Raw genomic sequence first — 22223 nt, 5'->3', positions numbered from 1 at the left:
GATGATACGGGCCGAATTATTCGCAATGATAAACGTGGATACATCAGTGAAAGTAGTACCAAGATACTGAACAGATTAAATATCCCCCATGACAATTGGCTCAAGCTGACAACCGAATTTGGCAAGTTATTTCATGGCCCTGTAGGCACATTGCAAGAGCTGACCGATTACTGCGAACACTTAGAAAAGCGACGACGGCATTTTGCTAAATGCTGCCAGCACTTTAACAGTAACTGACAACGGCTTATATCACTTCAAATGCCCCATCCAGAACACTTCCCAAGCGCTATGGGATGACTTACCTCGTCTGAAATACTCAATTTTTTAAGGAGTTAGCGTAATTTTTTGCCTTAGATGCTCTCCCTGCGACTTTTGATGACTCCCACTAAAGTTATTTTAGCTCACACAAGTTGTAGGCAAACCGAAAGTGCATTATGTTGTTGATTTAAAATGGGTGGCTAGATTTAATTAGCTTTTGATGACTCCCACTAAAGTTATTTTAGCTCACACAAGTTGTAGGCAAACCGAAAGTGCATTATGTTGTTGATTTAAAATGGGTGGCTAGATTTAATTAGCTAGATTTAATTTATTCTTTAAAAAGATGTAGGTTCTACATCGGAGGCCGTAAGTGGGTAAAGTGGTTTATAACAAGGCCAGTCACGGCGACGCCTTTTCCGCTGCGGCTTCGCCTTCACAACAAAGCCGCGCGTGCTGGCGGCGTTATCTCCATAGAAATTTTAATCCGAAACTGACAAGTTAGAGCAAAGGAGCTATCACGCTTTTGTCCCATAGTGAGTTGTGTGCTTTCGAGTGGAGATTGTACGATTAAGCCTCGCGATATAATCAAAACTGTCGGTGCGTGTATGCGTTAGTACACTTGAGGAGGGTAAAATGCTCATCAAATATCATACTTATATATTGGTTTTGGGCTTGGTTTTTAGTGGTCTAGCATGGGCTGATGAACCCGCTACTATGGGCTGCGCTGCAAAATTAGCGGCCATTGGTGCTGAACTCACCGAGGCTAAGGCTGCTGGTAATCAGCATAAAGTCGCTGGACTTGAAAAGGCCTATGATGAGGTTGCTACCCATTGCGATGATGACAGCTTAACTGCCGAGCGTTTAGCTAAAATTGAGGCCTTAGAAGCTAAATTAGCCGAGCGCCAACATGAGCTTACCGAAGCGATTGCTGATGGTAAGCCTATGGATAAAATTAATAAAAAACGTCAAAAGATTGCAGAGGTCGAATCAGAGCTTGCTAAGGCGAGAGCTGAACTCTCGCAATAAGTTCGGATTCTTTCGGGTTAACCCGCGTATCCAATGCTCAAAATCGTTGATTCGGTGCTGGAGTTATAGCCAGCACTGAGAATGATATGCTCTGTGATATGGTATCTAAGGCCTGCTTCAGCACCCCATTGAGTGGTTTTATCTTCTTCCCACCTAGGTTTACCGCCAGCAATTCGGGGTGAAATATTGTTGGTGTAAGCTGTGGTGCTGGTATAGGCACTGCCTCCCGCATAAAAGCTTAAGTCGGTCGTTAAACTGTAGCTTAAACCTAAGCGCCATAGGCTTTCTTGCCGATGGGATAATGCAGGTTCAGGCACAACAATATCGGTTTCACGACTGCGGGCATAACCAAGGTAATAACCCCATCGCTGGTAATTATCATCAAAATGGTAAGGCGCAATGGTGATTCCATACAGATTATCTGTTGCCGGGACGTAATCGAGCATTAACGCTATATAGGGGGTATGGGTCTTTTCATCTGATTTATCTGGCATAATCAGATGACTTGCAGTGTTATATTCTGCTGCTTGTAGAGGTTGGCATAGGCTCAGTAGTCCCATGCTAAGATAGGTGAATTTGGGGAAATGACGATACATGGGATGGCTTCCTTAATAATAGGTTGAATATTGTTCATTTCCTTTTGTGTGTGGTCAATTCAAAATGCTAAAATCTCTTTTAAAAGAATGATTTGTGAAATAATTGTTTCTTGCGTGAGCGTTTAAAATGGGGCGTTTAACCAAGGGTAACTCGGTTGTTTCCTTTGTATGATTTTGTTGCGCTAGTACCTAAATTGGAGTGAATCGTGGATCAGGAAATTCGCCTTGAAATCTCGGGTTGGTTATCAAGTATTGGGATCGATAGCCAGCCGTCAGACGGGATATCGACCAGCATTATGCTGCTTGCTTGCGTGTTAGTAGCGGCCATTGCCTATTTTATTATGCGCCGAGGAGTTATCCGCGCGGTGAACATGGTCATCCTGCGTTCAAAAGTGACGTGGGACGATGTGTTTATGCGTTATAAAGTGCTCGAAAAGCTGGCGATGTTAGTGCCCGCTATCGTGCTAAACCTGTTAGTGCCAATTACGTTAACCGAGCACCCTTTACTCAGCAGTTTAGTCGACCGTCTCCTGAGTATTTGGCTGGTAGTGTTGATGATCCGTGCCATTTACGCTGGGCTGGATGCGGTTAATGAGATCTCCGACATCAATCTGGTCAGCCGCCGTTTGCCGGTAAAAAGCTTTGTGCAGCTGATTAAACTGTTCCTGTTCTTCGTCGGTCTGATCGTGTCGATTTCCGTACTGGCAGATCAGTCCCCGGTGTACTTCCTCAGCGGTTTAGGTGTGGCAACGGGTTTTGTGATGTTAGTGTTCCGCGACACCATTTTAGGCTTTGTGGCGGGGATTCAGCTCGCCGCCAACCGCATGGTAAGCAAGGGCGACTGGATCCAAATGGACAAGTACGGCGCCGACGGTGCGGTGGAGGAAGTGTCGTTAACCACGGTCAAAGTTCGTAACTGGGACAAGACCATCACTATGATCCCCGCCTATGCCTTAGTGTCGGATGCGTTTCGTAACTGGCGTGGTATGTCGGAATCCGGTGGTCGTCGTATCAAGCGTGCGGTTAATATCGATATCAACAGCATTAAATTTTTAACTGAGGAAGAACGAAATCGCCTCAGTAAAATCAATTGTTTAAAAGAGTACTTCCCCGCAAAGATCAGTGAAATTCAAGAGTCGAATGCTAAAGTGTCGGATCTGGATATGATGGTCAACGGCCGCCATTTGACCAACGTGGGCACCTTCCGCGCCTATTTGCAGGAGTATCTACAGCGCCACGATAAAGTGCATAAAGATATGACTCTGATGGTGCGCCAACTGGCGCCGACGACCGAAGGTTTACCGATAGAGATTTATATCTTTACCAATGACACGCGTTGGGCTTTTTATGAGGCGATACAAGCGGATATCTTCGACCATATCTTTGCCGTATTGCCCGAGTTTGGTTTACAGGCCTTCCAAGCGCCGACGGGCAACGATATCCGCAGTCTAAAATCGGTGAAAGTCGAGGGCTAATCTCGACTGACTAAGATGGCGGCGAGGGTGAGAAACACGCCGCCGCTAGTACGGTCAAACCAATGCAGTTTGTTGCTGGCCTTTAGGCTCGGGGCCAGCACATTCGCCATTGAGGCGTACAGCATCACAAAGCTAAAATCGACCAGCGCCCAGGTGAGGGCAAGAATCGTCAGTTGTGGCATTTGTGGCGCGGTTAAATCGATAAATTGTGGAAATAACGCCGCAAAAAACAGTAAGTCCTTAGGATTGCTGATCCCCACTAAAAATGCCTGTTTATAGAGTTGCTTAGCTGTCCCTTTTCCTTCGGTTTTCGCTACTTCCAGCTTTTGCCCTTGTTGCTTAGTGAGCAGCAACTTAATACCTAAGAACACTAGATAGGCGGCGCCGCACCATTTGAGTAGGCTAAAGCCGTATTCCGAGGCGCTGATTATCGCGCCTAATCCTGCCGCCGAAGCCGCCATCAGCACCAGTGCGGCGCTGACACTGCCAAGCCCCGTAGCTATGCTGCGTTTTTTGCCGAAATGAATGCCGTGGGACATAGACAACATGGCGATAGGCCCAGGGGAAATCCCAATCAACACAATCGCAAAAAGGTAGAGTAACCAAGTTTCGGTCTGCATGCGGTGCTCCGTTATTCCTCAGGCATTAACGTCTGTTGTCTGGCGTATAGTCGGGGATCGTTTTGGGATGACGCCCTTTAATACTGCGGTAAAAACTGAGGATTTCCGCCATATCTTGCTCGATTTCCCTTGGTTGCAGTGGCGGTTGGATCACCACGGCCTTACGAGCAAAGTCTAAGCCCACTGGCACTATTGGCACCTGCGCCTTGGAGGCGATATGGTAGAAGCCGCATTTCCAGCGGGTCACAGGACTGCGAGTACCTTCGGGGGCGAGCGCGAGTTTATAGTCGGGTTGGGTGGCAAATAACTGCACCGCAGCATCGACTAAGTTATTGTTTTTACGCCTGTCCACTGGGCTGCCACCGATAGCGCGGAAGAACCAACCCCAAGGCGGAATAAACAATTGATGCTTACCGAGGAAGTGTATGCGGGTGTTTAAGGCGCCGCGAGCGAGCACGCCGATGATAAAGTCCCAGTTACTGGTGTGTGGCGCAACAATCACAATGTATTTGGCTTGAGAGGGTAATTGCCCTTGGATTTGCCAGCCTGAAATCTTAAGTAGCCAGCGGCATAAATGTGTAAACATAGTTTGGTGCTCAGAGTCGAAAAATGAATAATATCATCAGCTTTTTTTAATTATAAATTGGCTTAGGCAAGATAGTCTGCGCCAATTTGGTTATAGTACAGTCTAACCTGATAGTTGGGGAGCGATACTATGTTGCGACAGGGATTGATGAAAAAACATATTTTACGGTGCTTCGCGGTACTGATGTTGCTGTTTGTTGGGCAGGTGAGTGCGGTGCCGACGGATGACATTGCCCAAATGCTAAAAGGTCAGGAGGATGCGTGGAACCGCGGCGATCTTGACGCTTACATGCAGGGTTATTGGAAGAACGAACAGCTTAGATTTGTCTCTAATGGAAAGTTTCGTTACGGCTGGGATGAAACCCTTGCCGCCTATAAGAAAAACTATCCGAATAAAGAGGCGCTGGGTGAGCTAAAGTTCACCATCAAAGAAATCAAAATGCTGAGTAACTACGCCGCTATGGTAGTTGGGCGTTGGGATTTAAAGCGGCAAAAGGATGCGCCCACGGGGGTATTTACCCTGCTGGTGGAAAAAATTGATGACCGCTGGGTGATCACTATGGACCACAGTTCAGACTGACCGCTAAAAGTCGGCGAGACAGTCTGGCTCCTTAGGTAATTGCGACGGCAGGGTGAAGTGGAAGTCCTGCTGTCCCAGTCGTCGACCCTTACCGTCATATCTTACCTCGGTAAACTGGACTTCCCCTTGGGCATTTTGCAGTAAAATGCTGGTGGAGCGGGTGCCATAGTCGGGGTGACGAATATAAATTGCCGAGAGTCGGCGTTCCCACTCTAGCCCGACGCCAGTGTCGGGTAGCTCGTTATCCTCTGGACGCGAATCATCCTGCATTAACTGAATCAGCGACTCTAGCTCAAGCGGTTCCGATTGTTGGATAAGGGCCTCGAGCGAACGTTGGCCTTTAGCCATTTTCGGCCAGACATCATCGAGTGCGCCGTTGCTTATTGCATGGAATCCTGCCGTAAGTTTTACCGTTTCTTGCTTAAGACTATTAAAGCAATAGAGATTAGTGCCTTGGCCAAACACGAGATTAAATGGCTGATAATCTTCGGCGTGCTCCTCAAGCCAGTTAGGGCAGATAAGCGAACCCGAGCTTAGGGCTTTAATGATCAGTTCGCCGCGGCTGCGCATCGGCTCTTGGGCTTTTTGCGCCACCCTCAGGTTAGTGACGCCCGCAATTTGCCCCTGTTTATTCACCCCAAACCAAGTGCCACCCGCATGCAAATCCTTGCCCGCGAGCATATTCTGCTCCGGCGGCCAAAATTGTGCAGGGGCTGTGGGCCTATGGTGAAACTCATCCCGATTGGCGCAAATGATCAGCGGATACTGGGGGTGAGTTTTAAGGGCGACGAAGAGTATGCACATAACAGGCTAAATTTATCCTAGGAGTAGGATTAACTTAGCCTGTCTGTGATCAAATGAACAGTGCTAGTGATGGTGCTTATTTGCATCGCTATGGCTGTGGCCGCCACTCTGATGAGAGTGTGTATGGCCATGCCCGTGACTATGGGCGGTTTCTGTAGCCGAGGCATGCGCGTGTGCATGTTCATGGCCGTGCTTATGACCATGAGTAGCCGGTTTTAACATCATCAGGCGGCGTAAGAACTTACGTGGCCCTAGGCGCAGTAAGCTCGCAGCAAATAAACCGGATAGAACCAGCAAGGCGGCCAAATTAATTGCCTCAGGCAAGGTGACCAAGGAGAACCACATAGGTAACTTAAGGGCTGCTACCAGTGATACGGCAATAATCGTCAGCAAAACACCACGCTGCGGCCAACTCATAAGTTTAAGTTGGGCGATGTTCAGCACGGGCGCAGCAATTAGAGGCAGTATGATGGCAATTGGGCTCCAGCCGCTGTAGGCGAGGGCTATCGACAGTACTGCTGCACCTAAATTACAGAAACGCATAGGTAAAAAGACCAACAAGAGTACGGCAATCTGCAACATTGGATTGCTTAACGGTACCGAAGGATGGCCGATCAGATTGACGAGCACTAGGCTGAGAAGCACCCAAGGGGCACTGCGGTCAACCAGATGGGCAAAGCCAAAGCGCAGCGCATTGTGGGGCAACTTGCTGTGGGGATCGGTAATCTCGACCCGAGCATGGGCGAGATAAGCACTCATAATAAACACCACGAGTAGCTGGAATAGCGCTAACCAAGGGCCGAGCAGTAACGCGGTGAGCACAAGCGCCTCTGGGCCCGCTAAGCGTTGGAACCAACGGCGAGCCAGGCTGTTATCCTGCGGAGTTAAGCCAAGCTGGAATCGCAGCGCGGCCGCGGCATAGCTGAGTAAAAGTACCGGCGCTATAGTCATTAACCAAGTGGTTAGCTGTTCGGTGCTGTGATCGTGGTGGGCATGGTCATGGCCGCCGGAATCCATCAGTAACAGCAGCATCAACAGTCCAATCCCCAGTAAACTGCCGATACCGGCCTGATATTCATACTGGCCTTGCTTATCGGTATCGTGTTGACCATGGGGTTGATGCAGTACAACGTGCAGGATTGAACCCGTCACAAAGGCTTGTAAATAAACGGTATTATCTAAACTGAGCTGGGATAATAATTGCTCGCCCGCGAAATAACCCACGCCAGTGAGCAGCATCATGGCGACTAAGACGAGACTTGCCCAACGGGTTCCGACTTGAGGCTTGAGTAACCACCAAATGGCGAGGCCAACGGGCAGACGATGCAGTATCACCCCAAGCGCCAATAGGCTGGAATTGCCGTCCTGCTGTGCCAGCACCATAGCGCCGCCATCTGTAATGGTGTGCAGTAAAAGACCGCCAATCCCGAGTGACAGGGTGAGATTATGGGTGATCTCTGAGTAGCGGTGGAATAAGCGTTCGCTGGCGGTCGGTCCCCAGAGGCCTAGCACCACAAAGACGATGGCCAATAGGCCGCCATGCTCGAGCAATTCAGGCAAAATATGGATCAGCACTAGCCCGCCTAGAGAGACGAAGATAAAGCCATCGAGTCCCTTCTGTAAGCCGCTGCCCGATGAAAAGTAGCGATAAAACAGTGGTCCGATTAATAGTGCGATACAGCTAGCGAGAAGATAGAGCATGGATTCCACGAATTTTGCTGAAAAAACGCCATAGTATACCAGTTGAAATTAAAATGAGCAGTGACTTACAGGCAATTTACTCACGCGACTATGACCTATCATTGCAGCCACAGAAATCCCTTTAACGCTCAAGGGCGTAAACTCAGTGCGGCTTGGCATTGGTTGGGGGTAAATTGATAAAGGTATGCTGGCCTAGAGCCATCATTAGGAATTTTATAGATAATTTTTCACATCTGTAACGCGAAAAAGTTATACAATATGGGTTTATGTTGGCTTGGGCGTTGATAAAGTTAAATGGATATATTTTCTGCTGCGGTAATGTTGTTTTTGATTATGGATCCCCTCGGTAACTTACCGATTTTCGCGTCGATTTTAAGGCATATCGACCCGAAAAAACGTCGCAGGGTTTTGATCCGCGAACTGATTTTTGCATTAGTGATCATGTTGGCCTTCCTGTATGCCGGCGAAGCCATCCTCAGTTTCTTAAATTTGCGCTCTGAGTCTGTCAGCATCGCTGGCGGGATTATCCTATTCCTGATCGCCATTCGAATGATTTTCCCTCAACCAGGCGGTGTGGTTGGCCTTGCGGCGGGGGAAGAACCCTTTATTGTCCCTATGGCGATTCCGTTGATGGCGGGACCATCAATTCTGGCTGCGCTGATTTTACTCGCGCACACCGACAGCTCTCGTATGGGTGACTGGACGATAGCACTAGTATCTGCGTGGGGAGCGAGTGCGGTTATCCTAATGTTCTATAAGCTCTTTACCCGCATGTTAGGTGAAAAAGGCTTAACGGCCGTTGAGCGCTTAATGGGGATGGTACTGGTGATGATTTCGGTGCAAATGTTCCTCGATGGGGTTTCAAACTATATGAAAACCGCCAGCTAAACTTTGCCAAATATTGTAAGAACCGCATTAATGTCGTTAATGCGGTTTTTTTTGCCCTAATGTCGGTTGTGATTTGCTGAACAAATGCTGACTAAAGTAAAAAAGAATGACTTTGCAGTCTGTATCAAGTTGTTACATAAATGTGGTCCTGATATGTTTTTACGTCCCGCAAAATTCGGGATAGGTATTCAAAATACGAGCTGCCAAAAACAAACTTGCCATAGAGCAAATAGGCACTAGCCTTAGAAAATAGCTCGGCTACAGCGCACATTGTGACGGAAGGAAGAAGGTAATGCGAAGTTCAAAAAGTATCACAGCGTTAGGTTTGATGTTGGCCTTGCTGAGTGGCGCAAGTATTGCCGCGCCCAATCATACGCCAGCGGATGCAGGGGTCATTAATAAAGAAAGGATCCTCTATTGGTTGATCAAGCGGGGCGAAGTCTCCGCAGATGCCAGTGATAGCGTTAAGCAAGCGGCCGTTGAAGCCTATATTGCCCGTGCCAGCCTAGCTCAGCCCAAAGAGCCGAGAATGGTGATTGAGGCAGAGCAAGAGCGCCTACAAAAAGCCAAAGCGACGGCGATGATGCGCGCCCCCGCACAGCGAGTATTAGCGGATGCCGACGTGACTAAAACGGTGAAGGTATTAACCGTTCTAATTGATTTTCCTGATTTAAAGTATAACAACAATGGTTTAACTGCGAGTGATACCGACATGTATTACTCTAGTTACCCCGCCTCTCACTATAAAAATTTACTCTTCTCCACCACAGGTTTTAATGGTCCTCAAGGGCAGACCTTAGATTCGGCCTATCAATATTACCAAGCTGTTTCGGGCAAGACCTTCTTCTTCACGGGCGATGTGAAAGGTTGGTACACCGCTAGCCAAAATGCCGATTACTATGGCGCGAATGATGCCGATACGGGTAGTGATGCCAATGTGACTGAGCTAGTCAAAGAAGCGGTAACCCAAGCGGTTGCTAATATGTCAGCAGCAGAGCTTGCAACCTATGATGTTGAAGACCCATATGATTTAAATAATAACGGCAATTTAGATGAGCCAGATGGCATTATTGACCATGTGATGATTTTCCACTCGAGTATTGGGGAAGAAACTGGGGGCGGCAAATTAGGGGATAATGCGATTTGGTCGCACCGTTATTACGTTGACCAGAGCACGCAAGGTTATAGCCTGCCGGGGACGACTAAGAAAGTCTTCGGTTATACCGTTCAACCAATCGATGCGGCGACTGGGGTATGTACCCATGAGTTTGGCCACGATCTTGGCTTACCCGATGAATATGACACTACGGATAACACCAATAAGGATGGCTCTCCCGTAGGCGCATGGTCTTTGATGTCCGGTGGCAGCTGGACGGGTGCTATTCCAGGAACTAAACCTAGCGGTTTTAGCCCTTATGCACGTTCATATTTACAGGAAAAATATAAAGGTAAATGGCTGAATGAGCGTGAGATCAGCTTAGACAGCATTCCTAAATCTGGTATGGAGATCACCCTTAATCAGGCGACAAACCAAGATGCGGTAAATCAGATATCCATTCCGCTGCCTGCTGCGCCGATCGCCTTTAAAGCACCCTATCAAGGGAGTTATCAGTATTACTCTGGCCAAGGCGATATGCTGAACCATAGTATGAACTTTACGGCAAATTTACCGGCGACGAGTGAAAAACTTACCCTTGCGATGCAGGCAAGTTGGGAGATTGAGGCCGATTATGACTATATGCAGGTCAAAGTGAATGGTGTGGCGATTGCGGGTAATTACACTAAGTCCGTCAACGCGATTAACAGCGCTCGACATATTATTACGGGTAAATCATCGAGTATTTCGACCGCAGTCGGCAGTGATGCTTGGGTGGGGTTGGAATATGATTTGTCAGCTTACGCTGGCAAAAATGTAACGATTGAATTTACTTATGTGACCGATGAGGCTGCTATTGAGTCGGGTATCACTATCGACAACATCAGCATCAAGCAAGGTGCAACTGAGCTGTATGCCGATAATGCTGAAGCTGCGGGTAAAGCGACTCTGGCAGGTTATAGCCGGATCACCAACACACGTCCAGGTGCGGCTTCACGCTACTTAATCCAATTGCGTAGCCACAATGGCGTTGATGCAGGCTTAAAGAACGAAGGTTTTGATCCCGGTGTTCTCCTGTGGTTAGAGGATTTTAGTTACCATGATAACAACGTGTCAGATCATCCTGGCCATAGTTTGATTGGGGTGATTGATGCTGACCAGAACATGATAGGGAATAGATCAACCGACACCCAAATCCGCGATGCAGCCTTTAGTACTGTAAGGCAAACCGCTTACAGCGGTGATACTAACCTCGAGCCTGTCAGCTTGTTTGACGATAGTTTAGATTACAGTGCGCCGCTACAACCTCAATCGGGCATGGTGTTGCAAAAACTCGGCTTGACTATGCAAGTGGTCTCTCAAGCCAGTGACAATAGCACCGCGGTTATCCGTTTAGCCAATGCGAATGCCGATCCTGCATTAACGCCCTTAACGGCAGCGATCAATCTAAGTCAAAATGGCTTAACAGCCTCTGTTACTGCCGCGGTCGAGGGTGGTGAGGGTGCTTATACTTATGCTTGGGATTTTGGTATTGCGGGAGCAACCAGTACTTCAGCGTCGGCGACTTATACCTACGCGAATGCAGGAACTTATACGCTGACCCTAACGGTAACAGATGCTAAAGGTACCAGTGTTACGGTGACGAAAACGCTTGTGGTGAGCTTGCCTTTAACGGCTGGCTTTAGTGTCAGTGCTAACCAACTTACGGTTAACTTTAGCAACACCTCGGCAGGTGGCGTTGGCAGCCTAAGCTATACATGGAACTTTGGCGATGGCACTTCTAGCACTTCGGCATCGCCAACCCACACTTACACTCGCGCGGGCACTTACACTGTCACGTTGACGGTGAAAGATACTCAAAACGCTACCGCGAGTAGTAGTTCAAGCGTTACCGTGACAGCACCAACTACGCCAGTCGAAACCCCAAGTAGTGGCGGTGGTGGTAGCTTAAGCTGGCTGAGCCTAGTGTTGCTCGGTGGCTTTGCGTGGCGCCGCCAGCGCCAATAAGCTTATGTGTTAACGAAAAAATGCCTCTGATATAGAGGCATTTTTGTTTTAGCTTAGCGGTTAGGGTTGTAGCCTAGCCATCGCTTGTACTGCGGCCGGGAGGAACATTTCGCTGACAAACATTTCCTCCTCGTTATGGTGAAAATATCGGCGTCGACCCCAGAGCTCGTGTTCGACGTTTTGCGCTAAACTCTGAGCGAGCTGAGCGAGGCGACTGTCGGTGGTAAAGCGGGCTATTTCGATGCGACCGGGCACAAAACTGTCTTGGCTAAACAATAATTCGCCCAGAGGACGTGTACCTAGGCCTAAAAAATCGGCTTGGCGGGTCGATAATAAAGATTGCGGGATCAAGGTTCTAGCAAATACCCAAGGCACAGAATCGAGGCAGAGTAACACTTCCCGCACCCAAACGGCATTTTGCTTGGGATATTCCCCTTCGAGCGGCGCACATTGGCCTTCACCGAGGATTTTGACTTCAAACTTATTGCAGCAGGCTTTGAGTTTTTGCGTCAGGCTTCCCGGTGCGAGTAACCATTCTTTAAGGGGAGAAGAAGGAAGATTTTTGGCATTATCGGCACAAAACCATTGAATAGATTCGCCATAGGGAAAGCTTAAGCTGGTCACATTCATTAAATACTCGTTACAATATAAGCAAACGTCGGCAGTCTACCAGATAGATTGGGAAGTTTCTTCCATTGACCATTATTGTTTTTAGGGAGCTGTAAACCGCGATGAAAAAATTATTATCAGCCTGCCTGATCTTATTCAGTGTTGTATTGAGTGCATATGCGGCCGACGAGAAAGAAGCGGCTCCCACGGGAGATTACGCCTACTACGGTTTTGAACCCGAAATTGTGACTAACTATATTTCAAACCGCAAAAAACTGGGGTTTGTGAAGATCAGTGTCGAGCTGATGGTAAAAAGTCCTGATGATCTCGTCATCGTCGAGCGCCACGATCCGCTACTACGCGCCGCGATTATTGAGGTGCTGGGTAATCAGGCCGAAGAAAAGATTAAGTCCCTCACTGGCCGTGAAGAAATCCGCCGTGAATGCTTTGATATGGTGAATAATCTGCTGACCAAAGAAGCGGGTAAACCCTTAGTGGTCAACCTGTTGTTTACCTCCTATCTTTACGATTAATCTCGCCAATATGCTAAGGGCTGATCCTTTGATTAGCCCGCCCTTGTTGATAAGTCATTATGCCTAAACCCGTCAATAAAACTGCCGCTAAACCCGCGACCTCAGCCGCGGGTAAACGGGGCAAGCCAAGCGCGCCTAAGTCAGTGGTCAAACCCCAAGTTGCTAAGCCGAAAACGGTGAGTAAGCCTAAGGCAAAGCGCGGCGAGCAGAAGCGCTTACATCCGCGTAATTTGCATATTAATGGCTATGACTTTCCGGCCCTGATGGTGAGTTTTCCTAAGCTAAAAACCTTCGTTCGGCCCACGCCCTATGGCGCCTTATCTATCGATTTTGCCGACCCCTTAGCGGTAAAAAACCTGAATGCGGCGCTCTTGAAACATCATTATGGGCTGGCATTTTGGGATATTCCCAAGGGCGCGCTTTGCCCGCCAATCCCTGGACGGGTCGACTATCTACATTACTTGGCCGATCTGTTATTTGAGGGCGGCAAGGTTAAACGTGCTGCGGCAATCCGTGCCTTAGATATAGGCACTGGGGCGAATGGTGTTTACGCCATCCTAGGGCATCAAGTGTATGACTGGCAGTTTGTCGCCTCGGATATTAATCCTCAGTCGCTCACCAATGTGCAGCGGATTATCGATAATAACCCGAGTTTGCAGGGGCACTTATCCTTAAGGCGGCAGCAGGATGAAAAGGCGGTCTTTAAGGGAATTATTCAAGCCTCAGATCGCTTCGAATTAACTCTGTGCAATCCTCCCTTTCATGGCTCGTTAAAGGAAGCGAGTGAAGGCTCGCTGCGCAAGGTGCGTAATCTGCAACTCAATTGTGGTGAGCAGCCTAAAGCGACCAGCGCGACCTTAAACTTTGGTGGTCAGGCGGCGGAGTTATGGTGCCAAGGGGGAGAAAAGCAATTTTTAACCACTATGATCCGCGAGAGCCACGCGTTTGCCGAGCAGTGTTTGTGGTTTACCAGCTTAGTGTCGAAGCAGGAGAACCTTAAGCCTTGTTATCAGGCTTTGGAAAAGTTGGGTGTGGATACAGTAAAAACCATTGAGATGCGGCAGGGCAATAAGGTCACTCGGGTGCTCGCATGGAGTTTCCATTCGCAGGCTAAACGTTTGCAGTGGCGTAATCAGGTCGTCAGCGGGACATAAAAAACAGGCGCCGAATGCGCCTGTTGTTTTACTCAGCCTCAATTACTGGGCTTTTTCCTGTGGATGGTCGCGGCGAAATAGCGCCCACTCATCAATTTTTTCACCGCTTGGTAAAGTACAAATGCCTTGTTCACCTTCAGCAGTCTTCTGGATTTCCGAGGTGCCGCCTAGTGAGACGCAGTATTCGGCGGCTGGGTTGGCGATTTGCACTTTAGCGCCTGCTTTGGCTTCGGTTGTTACTTCTGCGGGCGACTGAGTTGCAGGCTCAGTCTTCTCGCCGCAGCCGACTAAGCTGCCGCACATAATCAGGCCGATTAACAATGGTGATGTTAACTTCATGCTGTTTTCCTTGTCGTTGAGTGACTTATTTACGTCCTAAAATCCGCAGGATACGCAGAAATAGGTTGATGATATCCATATACAAAGCGGCGGCACTGTCGACGGCATTATCGACGGTTTTTGGGATTTGATTTGCGCGGCCCCAATCGTAGCCAATATAGCCGCAGAAAATGAGCACAACTATCCAATCCAAAATGCCGTGGTGGGTTTTAAAGATAAATATTTCAATCAGTTCAACGACTATTACTAATAACAATGCGATAGTCAGCACCCCAGCGATTTTCTGGAAGAAGGCAGGGAACATAGTTCCTAAACACATCATGGCGATAGTGACTAAGCCCGTGATTCGAATCGCTTCGGTCACTAGCTCTGGGTCGTACTGGCTAACGACCATATTAATGATCAAGCCGAAGGGCACGACCACAAAGTTGTAACCAATAAAGCTGACGAGGGGGTTACTCGATGTTTGAAATAAGTAAATCCCAAAGAAACACGAAGCGAAGTAACCGATAAAGAAAATCCACGGGTTAACGCTGGCAATTGCTTCGGGGTCGATATGGCTGACCATTATATAGTTCACGGCAAAACCCCAAAGTAGGGTTAAGCCAATCACTAAATTATAAAGACCGGCACCTATAAGAGTGTCATTGGTCGTGCGGCGGTCGAATACGCTGTCTCCAGAATCCATTTGATTTTGATATCCTTAGTTGTTGAAAGTAAGCTAGTTACTGACTGCAAATTTTGCAGTGGGGTTGTTTAGGGAGTTTCATTTCGCGAAATTCCATGGTCATGGCATCGATCATCAAGATTCGTCCTGCGAGTGTCTTGCCCATCCCTGTAATCACTTTAATGGCTTCAACCGCTTGCAAGCAGCCGACCATGCCAACTACTGGGGCGAGAATGCCAGATTCGACGCAGCTGAGTTGCTGCTCGCCAAAGAGTGAACTAAAGCAATGATAACAAGGTGTTTTTGCTTGATAGTCGAAGACAGTAACCATGCCTTCCATACGAATCGCGGCGGCCGAGACCAGCGGGATTTTGTGCTTAAAACAGCTTTGATTTAACTGCTCACGCACACTGACATTATCGGTGCAATCCACCACTATACTGTGGCTGGCGACTAAGGCATCGATTTCATGGTCATCCAATACCGCATTGATGGTATTGATTTTAACGTGAGGGTTGAGTCGGTTAAGGCTCTGCTTGGCCGACTCGACCTTAGGTTGGCCGATAGTGGCGTCTTGATGCAGCACTTGGCGCTGCAAATTAGAGAGTTCGACCGTATCGAAATCCACTAGAGTCAACTCGCCAATGCCCGCAACGGTTAGATATTGCCCCGCCGCGCAGCCTAAACCGCCGGCGCCAATCATCAAGACTTTGGCGAGTTTTAAGCGCTCTTGGCCGTCGATATCCATCGCCTTGATGGAGATTTGGCGGCTGTAGCGGGTGAGTTCGCCGTCGCTGAGGATCTCTAGTTGTTCATTCATCGAGGCGTACCTTAGCAGAGCACTGAATTAAAAGGTTCAACCGTCACTTGCGTGCCCACAGGGGTGTCACCTTGGAATTGCTCCAGCAGTACGAAACAATTCGCCAGACTCATAGAGGTCAACATGCCCGAACCTTGGCTGCCCGTGATGGCGACTTCCAACTCGCCCTGTGCATTGCGGGATAAAATGCCGCGCTGATACTCGACACGGCCGGGCTGTTTACGCACGGGAGTTGTCAGAGTGGCGGAAAGCATCAGTGGTGCCTTGGGGGTTAAGCCCTGCATCTTATTCAGCATTGGCCACACCAACTTGTAGAAGGTCACCATGGAAGAGACGGGATTGCCCGGTAAGCCGCAGAATACCGCTTTGCCTATGCGTCCCATGGCAAAGGGTTTGCCCGGTTTAATGGCGAGTTTCCAGAAGGTGATTTTGCCTTCTTCATCAAGAATTTGCTTAGTAAAATCTGCTTCGCCGACCGAGACGCCGCCCGAGGTTAATACCATATCCGCTTGGCTTGCGGCATGGCGAAATGCGTGGCGAATGGCCTCTGGGTCGTCGGCTATCACACCTAAATCCAGCCATTCCACATTGGCGCGGCTGAGTAAGCCTTGGATGGAATAACGGTTTGAATCGTAAATTTGTCCCGGCGCTAAGTCACTGCCCACGGGGCGCAGTTCATCACCAGTGGAGAAAAACGCCACTTTGAGTTGGCGGTAAACCCGCACCTGACTCACGCCAATGGTGGCTAATACGCCCAGTTCTGCGGCTTTAATTTCGATGCCCGCTTTCAACACTTTAGTGCCTTGCAGCAGCTCTTCACCGCGGCAACGCACATTGGCGCCCTTAGCCTTAGGGTGATTGATTTGGATTTGATTGCCCTGCGCGTTGGTCTCTTCCTGCATTTGCACTGTGTCATAACCCGCTGGCACCGGCGCGCCTGTCATAATGCGCACGCAGGAGTGAGGGGTAATTTCACCCTCAAAACCATGGCCCGCGAAGGAGCTACCAATCAGGGTTAATGTGGTTTGATTGGTCTGACTGTTTAAGTCGGCAAAGCGAAAGGCGTAGCCGTCCATCGAGGAGTTATCGAAGGGCGGCAAATCGATGCAAGAGGCCAAATCCTCGGCCAATACGCGGCCAAGCGCATGGGGAAGGGTAACGACTTCGGTGTCTGACACTGGGCTAACCTGCTCAAGCAGAAGGGGAATGGCTTGATCTGGATGCATTAAGCTAGGTTGCGAACAAGGATCGGCTTTCACGGACATCGGGTCTTCCTTATGGGCAAAGGGTTGGGCAAATATGGGGGCTATTATGCCACGCTGTGCTTGCTTGGCTATGATCTGTATAGGGGTTTATGTGATTTGTCAGACAGTTTCCCCTACGTCCGGCTGATGAAAACTTTCCCAAGACTTTATTTTGTGTAGCCTTGGATAGGCTGCTAAATACGAGTCTATGAACAAATGAAAATCATTTTTATCAATGAATCATTAACTTAGCGAAGTCAACAAAGGTAAATTTTGTTGCTTTTGGCGACGCCCTTCATGACAATGTGTGCCAAGATTTCAGTTCGAGTGCCCAAGAGGATTTACTATGCTATCTGCAACCATGATCGAAAAGTTGAATGAACAAATTAATATGGAGTTCTTCTCCTCTAATTTATATCTGCAAATGAGTGCATGGTGTGAAGATCAAGGCTTTGAAGGCGCAGCGAAATTTATGCGCGAACATGCGGACGAAGAGATGGGCCATATGCGCCGTTTGTTCACCTATGTGAGCGAAACGGGTGGCTTACCTTTGCTGGGGGCAATTGAGGCACCACAGTCGCACTTTGATTCGCTGCTGGCGTTATTCGAGCTGACCTATGAGCATGAGCAGCTGATCACCAGTAAGATCAATGCCTTGGCCCATGCTGCCTTTTCAAACCAAGATTATTCGACCTTCAATTTCCTGCAATGGTATGTGGCCGAACAGCACGAAGAAGAAAAGCTGTTTAAGTCGATTGTCGATAAGATCCGTTTAGTGGGCGAAGATGGTAAGGCTCTGTTCTTTATCGATAAAGATTTAGCTAAGTTGGCATCAAAGGGCGGCGAGAGCATTATGAACGCCCAAAGCCAACCGCAGGCTTAAGTGTAAGTGCGATGAACATCGCGACATTAAAAAAGCAGCTAAGGCTGCTTTTTTAATGTCTTAAACCTAAGTGTTAAGCAGGCAATCCCTTAAGAGTTTACGCATTTTTCGCGTTGTTCTAGCTGTAATACGGTTGGCAGGTTTTGGCTTAGCAGTGGGGTGACGTCTTCGAATGGCAGAGGTTTTGAGATTAAGTAACCTTGGGCATAGTGACAGCCTAAGTCACGTAGCAGATTCCATTGGGCTTCGGTTTCGATTCCTTCGGCCACCAATTCCATTTCAAGGCTTTGCCCCATCATTACAATGGCCTTGACCAGATTGGCGTTCGAGCTGTTATCGAGGGCGTTTTCGACAAAGCTGCGGTCAATCTTGATCACCGAAATCGGGAATTTCTTCAAATAACTCAATGAAGAATAGCCTGTGCCAAAGTCATCGATATAAATCTGCGAGCCTAAATGGCGGATCGATTCTAAGGTGCTTAAACAGTGGCTGGCATCGCCCATCAGCATGCTTTCGGTGATCTCGATATGCACATTCCGTGGATTGATATGGTGACGGTTAAAGCATTCTTGTAGCACTTGATCAAAGCCCATTCCCCTCGCATTAACACATTGACGGCTCGAAACATTAATGGCGATGTTGAGTTTGAGCCCCATATGTTGCCATTGTCTTAGGTCATGCATGGCTTGGTTGAGAACCCATTCACCCATAGGTTCGATAAGCCCCGTCTCTTCAGCAATACGAATAAAGTGATCTGGCGGAATTAAGCCTAAGTCCGGGTCTTGCCAACGGATCAATGCTTCAAGGCTGCACACTTTACCCGTCTTCATATCCACAATCGGTTGATAGTGAAGGGTAAACTCATCCTGAGCCACGGCGCGGCGTAGGCGCTGTTCCAGTTCCATGCGGGCAAACATGGCTTGGTTCATTCCCGAAGTAAAGTATTTAAAGTTATTGCGGCCAGCATCCTTGGCCTGATACATGGCCATTTCAGTATTACGGGTCAGCGAACTCACATCTAGCCCGTCTTCAGGGTAAACCCCAATCCCAAAGCTGGCGGATATTTGAATTTCCCGTTCATTCAAGTTGAAAGGCGTTGATAGGGTTTCGATAATTCGGCTTGCCATATGCTCGATAGCGAACTCATTCGTTACTCGAGGGAGAATGAGCACAAATTCGTCACCGCCAATACGGGCAATAAAATCGTTCTTACCCACTATATTTTCGAGTCGTTTGGCCACATCTTGCAGTAAGAGATCGCCTGTGGCATGGCCTTGTACATCATTGATATATTTGAACTGGTCTAAGTCGATCAACAGAATGGCTAGTTTGCGGGAGTCATGTTGGGCGAGTTGGATTTCATGCTGTAGTCGCTCATTAAACAATTTGCGGTTAGGTAATCCCGTGAGTGTGTCGAAATGTGCTTGATACCAGAGATCCTGCTCATATTGCTTACGCTTACTGATATCCATAAATAAACCAATATGTTGGATTATTTCGCCCTGTTCATTACGTACTACAGTAATGGCAAGATACTCGGGATACACTTGGCCATCTTTACGTTTATTCCAGATTTCACCTTCCCATTTGCCATCTTTTTCTAATGCTTCCCACATCTCGGTATAGAAATGGTTTGGATGGCGTTTCGAGCTTAACAGTGAAGGGCTACGGCCTTTAACTTCCTCTAGGTTATAACCTGTAATTTGACTAAATGCGGGGTTAACTAGCTCAATATGGTTATCGGCATCCGTCACCATAATGCCTTCGGCTGAGTAGTTAAATACGGCAGCAGCGCGACTTAATGCCTGATTGGCTTTTTGGCGCTCGCTTAGCATACGATTCATCGCCCGAGACATGCGAGCCAGTTCATCAGAGCCTGAAACATCAATATGAATATTGAGCTGCGGGTCGGCGGCCATTTGCTGCATATCGTTGGCGATTCGGGTGATTTTATCCATAAAACTGCGAATAATTTTTCGTCCAAGCCACAGGGTAATAGTCGCGGTAAATAGGGCCGATAGCAGATACATACCTAATAGCGTTAACGCCTTATTCTGCTGTACATCACTGTAACGAGCCATGGTTCGAGTGATCTCATTGCTGAGTGCATTGAGTTTATTGATTCTGTCGGTCGTTAAGGTCCACCAATGTTTACTACTCACGGGATGCGGTGGTGTCAATAACTTATCAATTGCAGCACTGAGCTCTTCGTTATTGATATTGGCTAAGGTGGAAATGTCGCTGAGGGACAGTTTCTGCTCCCTTAATTGCACGATTTTGGTCATGCAAAATTGATACTGGTCAACACTCTCTTCTATGGTTTTCACCGCTGGGATTAGTGTAGGTAGATTAACAATTTCACGGTTAAGTTCATCGAGTTTGAGCTGAATAACCGCTAAGGACTTGTTAAACCTTTGCAGTGATGCGTCACTACCGGTCAGCAAGTAATCTTGAAAACTATCAATTAATCCCCCGTAACCTAAGTGCGTATTAATACTTTGAACTAGGGTACTGACGTGGATTTGCTGCTCAATTTGTTGGCTTATTTTGAGTATTCGTAGACTTTCTTGGGAGGACTGGATCTGACGGATCAGGGTATGCCTATCGGATATGGAGGCGTTACTGGCGTGTAAAATTGCCTGTCCATACTCGTACATAATCGTACTTATGGCTCTGTAGTCGTTAATACTTAGGCTTTCTGATAACAACATACGATTAATCGCACTACGTTCTTTTAAGGCGAGCTCTTGTACCATGAGCAAATTGAGTAAATCTGCATAGGCTCTCGATTGACTAATGTCATTCGTGAGTAATTGCAGTTGTTGAATTAACTGCAATAAAGAATCATTAAGTTGTTGATATAAATCTATAAATGAGGATGGTTTTTGATCTAATGCTTCTTGGCGGCTCGATGCCAATCTATGGCTCAGTACAGTTAGATTGGTCAACTTATCCTGTAATTGTCCTGATTGTTGCTCGCTTAATGCAGCATTTAAGGCCGTTAACGCAGGGCTCTTGAGGAGTATATCGAGTGCATCTGAGGTAATTTGTTGCTGTTGTAGTAAACGAGTTTCATCCTGCGGAGTAGCGTTTGGGAGCAGTTGGGTACTAATGCCATACTCATTATGGAGTTGGAAGAGTAATTCGGTCGTTTGCGCCGTAGCCCGAATGGCCAAATGGTTATTCGTAGCAGAACGGTACTCAGTCACTAGTACATACATTCGCGACAGCACAAAAATACTCATCATCAGCAAAGGTAGCAGCGAAAACAGAATAAGCTTCTGCTTCAAGCTGAGATGCTGTAGCGTTGACGGCATGTAAAGGGACTCCTAACTCCGCTTGCCTGATAATATCTTAAAAAATAGAGGAATTTTGCTTGTTGTTAAACAAGACAAAAGCTCAGGCACTGGGTGCGAATATTTAACATAGAAGCTATTGAGTCGCGACCACTAGTTAACGGATATCTAATCTAGCTCACGAAATTAAGTTATTTATTATATACATCTAACATTATATTTTTATTGATCAATTTTACGCCTAGCAAGAAAATTATTTATCTGTCTGTGATATCCGATGGGATTTGATACAAAGGCAATGTTTTTGTGCCGAAGATAAAAAAGGACGCGGGCTAAGCACGCGTCCTTTTATTTGTATCCCGCTTTGGGGATTAATTAGCCAACGTTGGCTAATAACGACTTACGGTAAACTACGATATCTTCAATCGTTAGTACGGGCATATTATGTGCGGCACCAAAGGCGATAATTTCTGGCAGACGCGCCATAGTGCCATCGGGGTTAGTGACCTCACACAACACGCCCGCAGGCTTGAGTCCGGCCAGTTGCATTAAATCGATAGTGCCTTCAGTATGGCCACGGCGAGTTAATACGCCGCCGGGTTGGGCGCGCAGTGGGTACACATGGCCTGGGCGCGCTAAATCACTCGGCTTAGCATTGTCGGCGATAGCGGTTTTAATGGTGGTGACACGATCCGCAGCCGAAACCCCAGTGGTGACACCCACTTTAGCTTCGATACTCACGGTAAACGCAGTGCCATATTGGCTCGAGTTGTTTTCGACCATAGGTGGCAGCTCAAGTGCTTTGACTTTTTCGTCCGGTAAACACAAGCACACGATACCGCTGCATTCGCGGATCAGCATGGCCATTTGCGCATTAGTCAGTGACTCGGCGGCAAAAATTAAGTCGCCTTCGTTTTCTCTATCTTCGTCATCGACGACCAACACACCTTGGCCTTGGCGCAGGGCTTCAAGACCCGCTTCAACGCGTTCGATTGCAGTACCAAAAGGAGCAAGTAAAGACTGATTCATGGTTAATATCCTT

Annotated in this window: 20 protein-coding genes and 1 pseudogene; 9 read left to right on the top strand and 12 right to left on the bottom strand. The window is 47.8% G+C overall.

The window, feature by feature from the left end; all coding sequences use genetic code 11:
- Both SHD_RS22255 and SHD_RS05980 read left to right on the top strand, forming a co-directional pair.
- A pseudogene (locus SHD_RS22255) lies at nt 1-237 on the top strand (transposase); the annotation flags it as partial.
- A 654-nt stretch (nt 238-891) separates the two neighbouring features.
- Complete coding sequence (locus SHD_RS05980) at nt 892-1284, top strand: DUF1090 domain-containing protein (protein ID WP_023266275.1); 393 nt, start codon at nt 892-894, stop codon at nt 1282-1284.
- Nucleotides 1285-1301: 17 nt separating this feature from the next.
- On the opposite strand, the gene SHD_RS05975 is transcribed toward SHD_RS05980, so the two are convergent.
- Nucleotides 1302-1880 (bottom strand): porin family protein, encoded by a 579-nt coding sequence (locus SHD_RS05975; protein WP_023266274.1) that lies wholly within the window; start codon nt 1878-1880, stop codon nt 1302-1304.
- A gap of 206 nt (nt 1881-2086) precedes the next feature.
- Between SHD_RS05975 and SHD_RS05970 the strand changes: the two genes are divergently transcribed.
- Nucleotides 2087-3355, top strand: coding sequence for a mechanosensitive ion channel family protein (locus SHD_RS05970; protein ID WP_023266273.1), 1269 nt, complete (start codon nt 2087-2089; stop codon nt 3353-3355).
- Here the strand turns inward: SHD_RS05970 and SHD_RS05965 are convergent.
- Both SHD_RS05965 and SHD_RS05960 read right to left on the bottom strand, forming a co-directional pair.
- A complete protein-coding gene (locus SHD_RS05965; RefSeq protein WP_023266272.1) occupies nt 3352-3975 on the bottom strand; it encodes a LysE family translocator in 624 nt (207 codons plus the stop codon). The genes SHD_RS05970 and SHD_RS05965 overlap by 4 nt on opposite strands.
- 25 nt (nt 3976-4000) lie before the next feature.
- A complete protein-coding gene (locus tag SHD_RS05960) occupies nt 4001-4561 on the bottom strand; it encodes a lysophospholipid acyltransferase family protein (RefSeq protein WP_011715392.1) in 561 nt (186 codons plus the stop codon).
- 129 nt (nt 4562-4690) lie between these two features.
- On the opposite strand from SHD_RS05960, the gene SHD_RS05955 reads away from it, so the two are divergent.
- The gene (locus tag SHD_RS05955; RefSeq protein ID WP_023266271.1) at nt 4691-5140 is read left to right on the top strand and encodes a YybH family protein; all 450 of its coding nucleotides are present in this window, start codon (nt 4691-4693) and stop codon (nt 5138-5140) included.
- Nucleotides 5141-5143: 3 nt separating this feature from the next.
- Here SHD_RS05955 and SHD_RS05950 read toward each other — a convergent pair whose 3' ends face one another.
- On the bottom strand, nt 5144-5944 hold the full coding sequence (locus SHD_RS05950) for an NRDE family protein (RefSeq protein ID WP_023266270.1): 801 nt from the start codon (nt 5942-5944) through the stop codon (nt 5144-5146).
- A 63-nt stretch (nt 5945-6007) separates the two neighbouring features.
- Nucleotides 6008-7645 carry a ZIP family metal transporter gene (locus tag SHD_RS05945; RefSeq protein WP_023266269.1) on the bottom strand — a complete coding sequence of 546 codons (1638 nt, stop codon included), beginning with the start codon at nt 7643-7645 and terminating at the stop codon, nt 6008-6010.
- Nucleotides 7646-7939: 294 nt separating this feature from the next.
- Here SHD_RS05945 and SHD_RS05940 point away from each other — a divergent pair, with 294 nt between their 5' ends.
- Nucleotides 7940-8533, top strand: coding sequence for a YhgN family NAAT transporter (locus SHD_RS05940; protein WP_023266268.1), 594 nt, complete (start codon nt 7940-7942; stop codon nt 8531-8533).
- A gap of 292 nt (nt 8534-8825) precedes the next feature.
- Nucleotides 8826-11636 (top strand): immune inhibitor A domain-containing protein, encoded by a 2811-nt coding sequence (locus SHD_RS05935; RefSeq protein WP_039977661.1) that lies wholly within the window; start codon nt 8826-8828, stop codon nt 11634-11636.
- Nucleotides 11637-11696: 60 nt separating this feature from the next.
- On the opposite strand, the gene SHD_RS05930 is transcribed toward SHD_RS05935, so the two are convergent.
- Nucleotides 11697-12266, bottom strand: a complete 570-nt coding sequence (locus SHD_RS05930; protein WP_023266266.1) for a chorismate--pyruvate lyase family protein — start codon at nt 12264-12266, stop codon at nt 11697-11699.
- A 101-nt stretch (nt 12267-12367) separates the two neighbouring features.
- On the opposite strand from SHD_RS05930, the gene SHD_RS05925 reads away from it, so the two are divergent.
- Together SHD_RS05925 and rlmF are read left to right on the top strand one after the other, a co-directional pair.
- The gene (locus SHD_RS05925) at nt 12368-12778 is read left to right on the top strand and encodes a flagellar basal body-associated protein FliL (RefSeq protein ID WP_023266265.1); all 411 of its coding nucleotides are present in this window, start codon (nt 12368-12370) and stop codon (nt 12776-12778) included.
- Nucleotides 12779-12837: 59 nt separating this feature from the next.
- Nucleotides 12838-13932, top strand: a complete 1095-nt coding sequence (rlmF, locus tag SHD_RS05920; protein WP_023266264.1) for a 23S rRNA (adenine(1618)-N(6))-methyltransferase RlmF — start codon at nt 12838-12840, stop codon at nt 13930-13932.
- 42 nt (nt 13933-13974) lie between these two features.
- Here the strand turns inward: rlmF and SHD_RS05915 are convergent, their stop codons facing one another.
- The 4 genes from SHD_RS05915 to moeA are packed head-to-tail and all read right to left on the bottom strand — an operon-like array spanning nt 13975 to nt 17023.
- A complete protein-coding gene (locus tag SHD_RS05915) occupies nt 13975-14271 on the bottom strand; it encodes a putative hemolysin (RefSeq protein ID WP_023266263.1) in 297 nt (98 codons plus the stop codon).
- Nucleotides 14272-14296: 25 nt separating this feature from the next.
- On the bottom strand, nt 14297-14959 hold the full coding sequence (locus tag SHD_RS05910) for a Bax inhibitor-1 family protein (RefSeq protein ID WP_023266262.1): 663 nt from the start codon (nt 14957-14959) through the stop codon (nt 14297-14299).
- 37 nt (nt 14960-14996) lie between these two features.
- Entirely contained in the window at nt 14997-15758 is a 762-nt protein-coding gene (moeB, locus tag SHD_RS05905) for a molybdopterin-synthase adenylyltransferase MoeB (RefSeq protein WP_023266261.1), read from the bottom strand.
- A gap of 11 nt (nt 15759-15769) precedes the next feature.
- Nucleotides 15770-17023, bottom strand: coding sequence for a molybdopterin molybdotransferase MoeA (moeA, locus tag SHD_RS05900; RefSeq protein ID WP_039977658.1), 1254 nt, complete (start codon nt 17021-17023; stop codon nt 15770-15772).
- Between the two features lie 325 nt (nt 17024-17348).
- Here moeA and ftnA point away from each other — a divergent pair, with 325 nt between their 5' ends.
- On the top strand, nt 17349-17885 hold the full coding sequence (ftnA, locus tag SHD_RS05895) for a non-heme ferritin (RefSeq protein WP_023266259.1): 537 nt from the start codon (nt 17349-17351) through the stop codon (nt 17883-17885).
- Nucleotides 17886-17974: 89 nt separating this feature from the next.
- On the opposite strand, the gene SHD_RS05890 is transcribed toward ftnA, so the two are convergent.
- Both SHD_RS05890 and ribB read right to left on the bottom strand, forming a co-directional pair.
- Entirely contained in the window at nt 17975-21202 is a 3228-nt protein-coding gene (locus tag SHD_RS05890; protein WP_023266258.1) for an EAL domain-containing protein, read from the bottom strand.
- 354 nt (nt 21203-21556) lie between these two features.
- Entirely contained in the window at nt 21557-22210 is a 654-nt protein-coding gene (gene ribB, locus SHD_RS05885) for a 3,4-dihydroxy-2-butanone-4-phosphate synthase (RefSeq protein ID WP_023266257.1), read from the bottom strand.
- Nucleotides 22211-22223 lie beyond the last annotated feature (13 nt).

It is taken from the genome of Shewanella decolorationis S12, from assembly GCF_000485795.1.
Lineage (GTDB): Bacteria > Pseudomonadota > Gammaproteobacteria > Enterobacterales > Shewanellaceae > Shewanella > Shewanella decolorationis.
The sequence above is the reverse complement of the archived record's forward strand: the minus strand, read 5'-3'. Positions and strand labels throughout refer to the sequence as shown.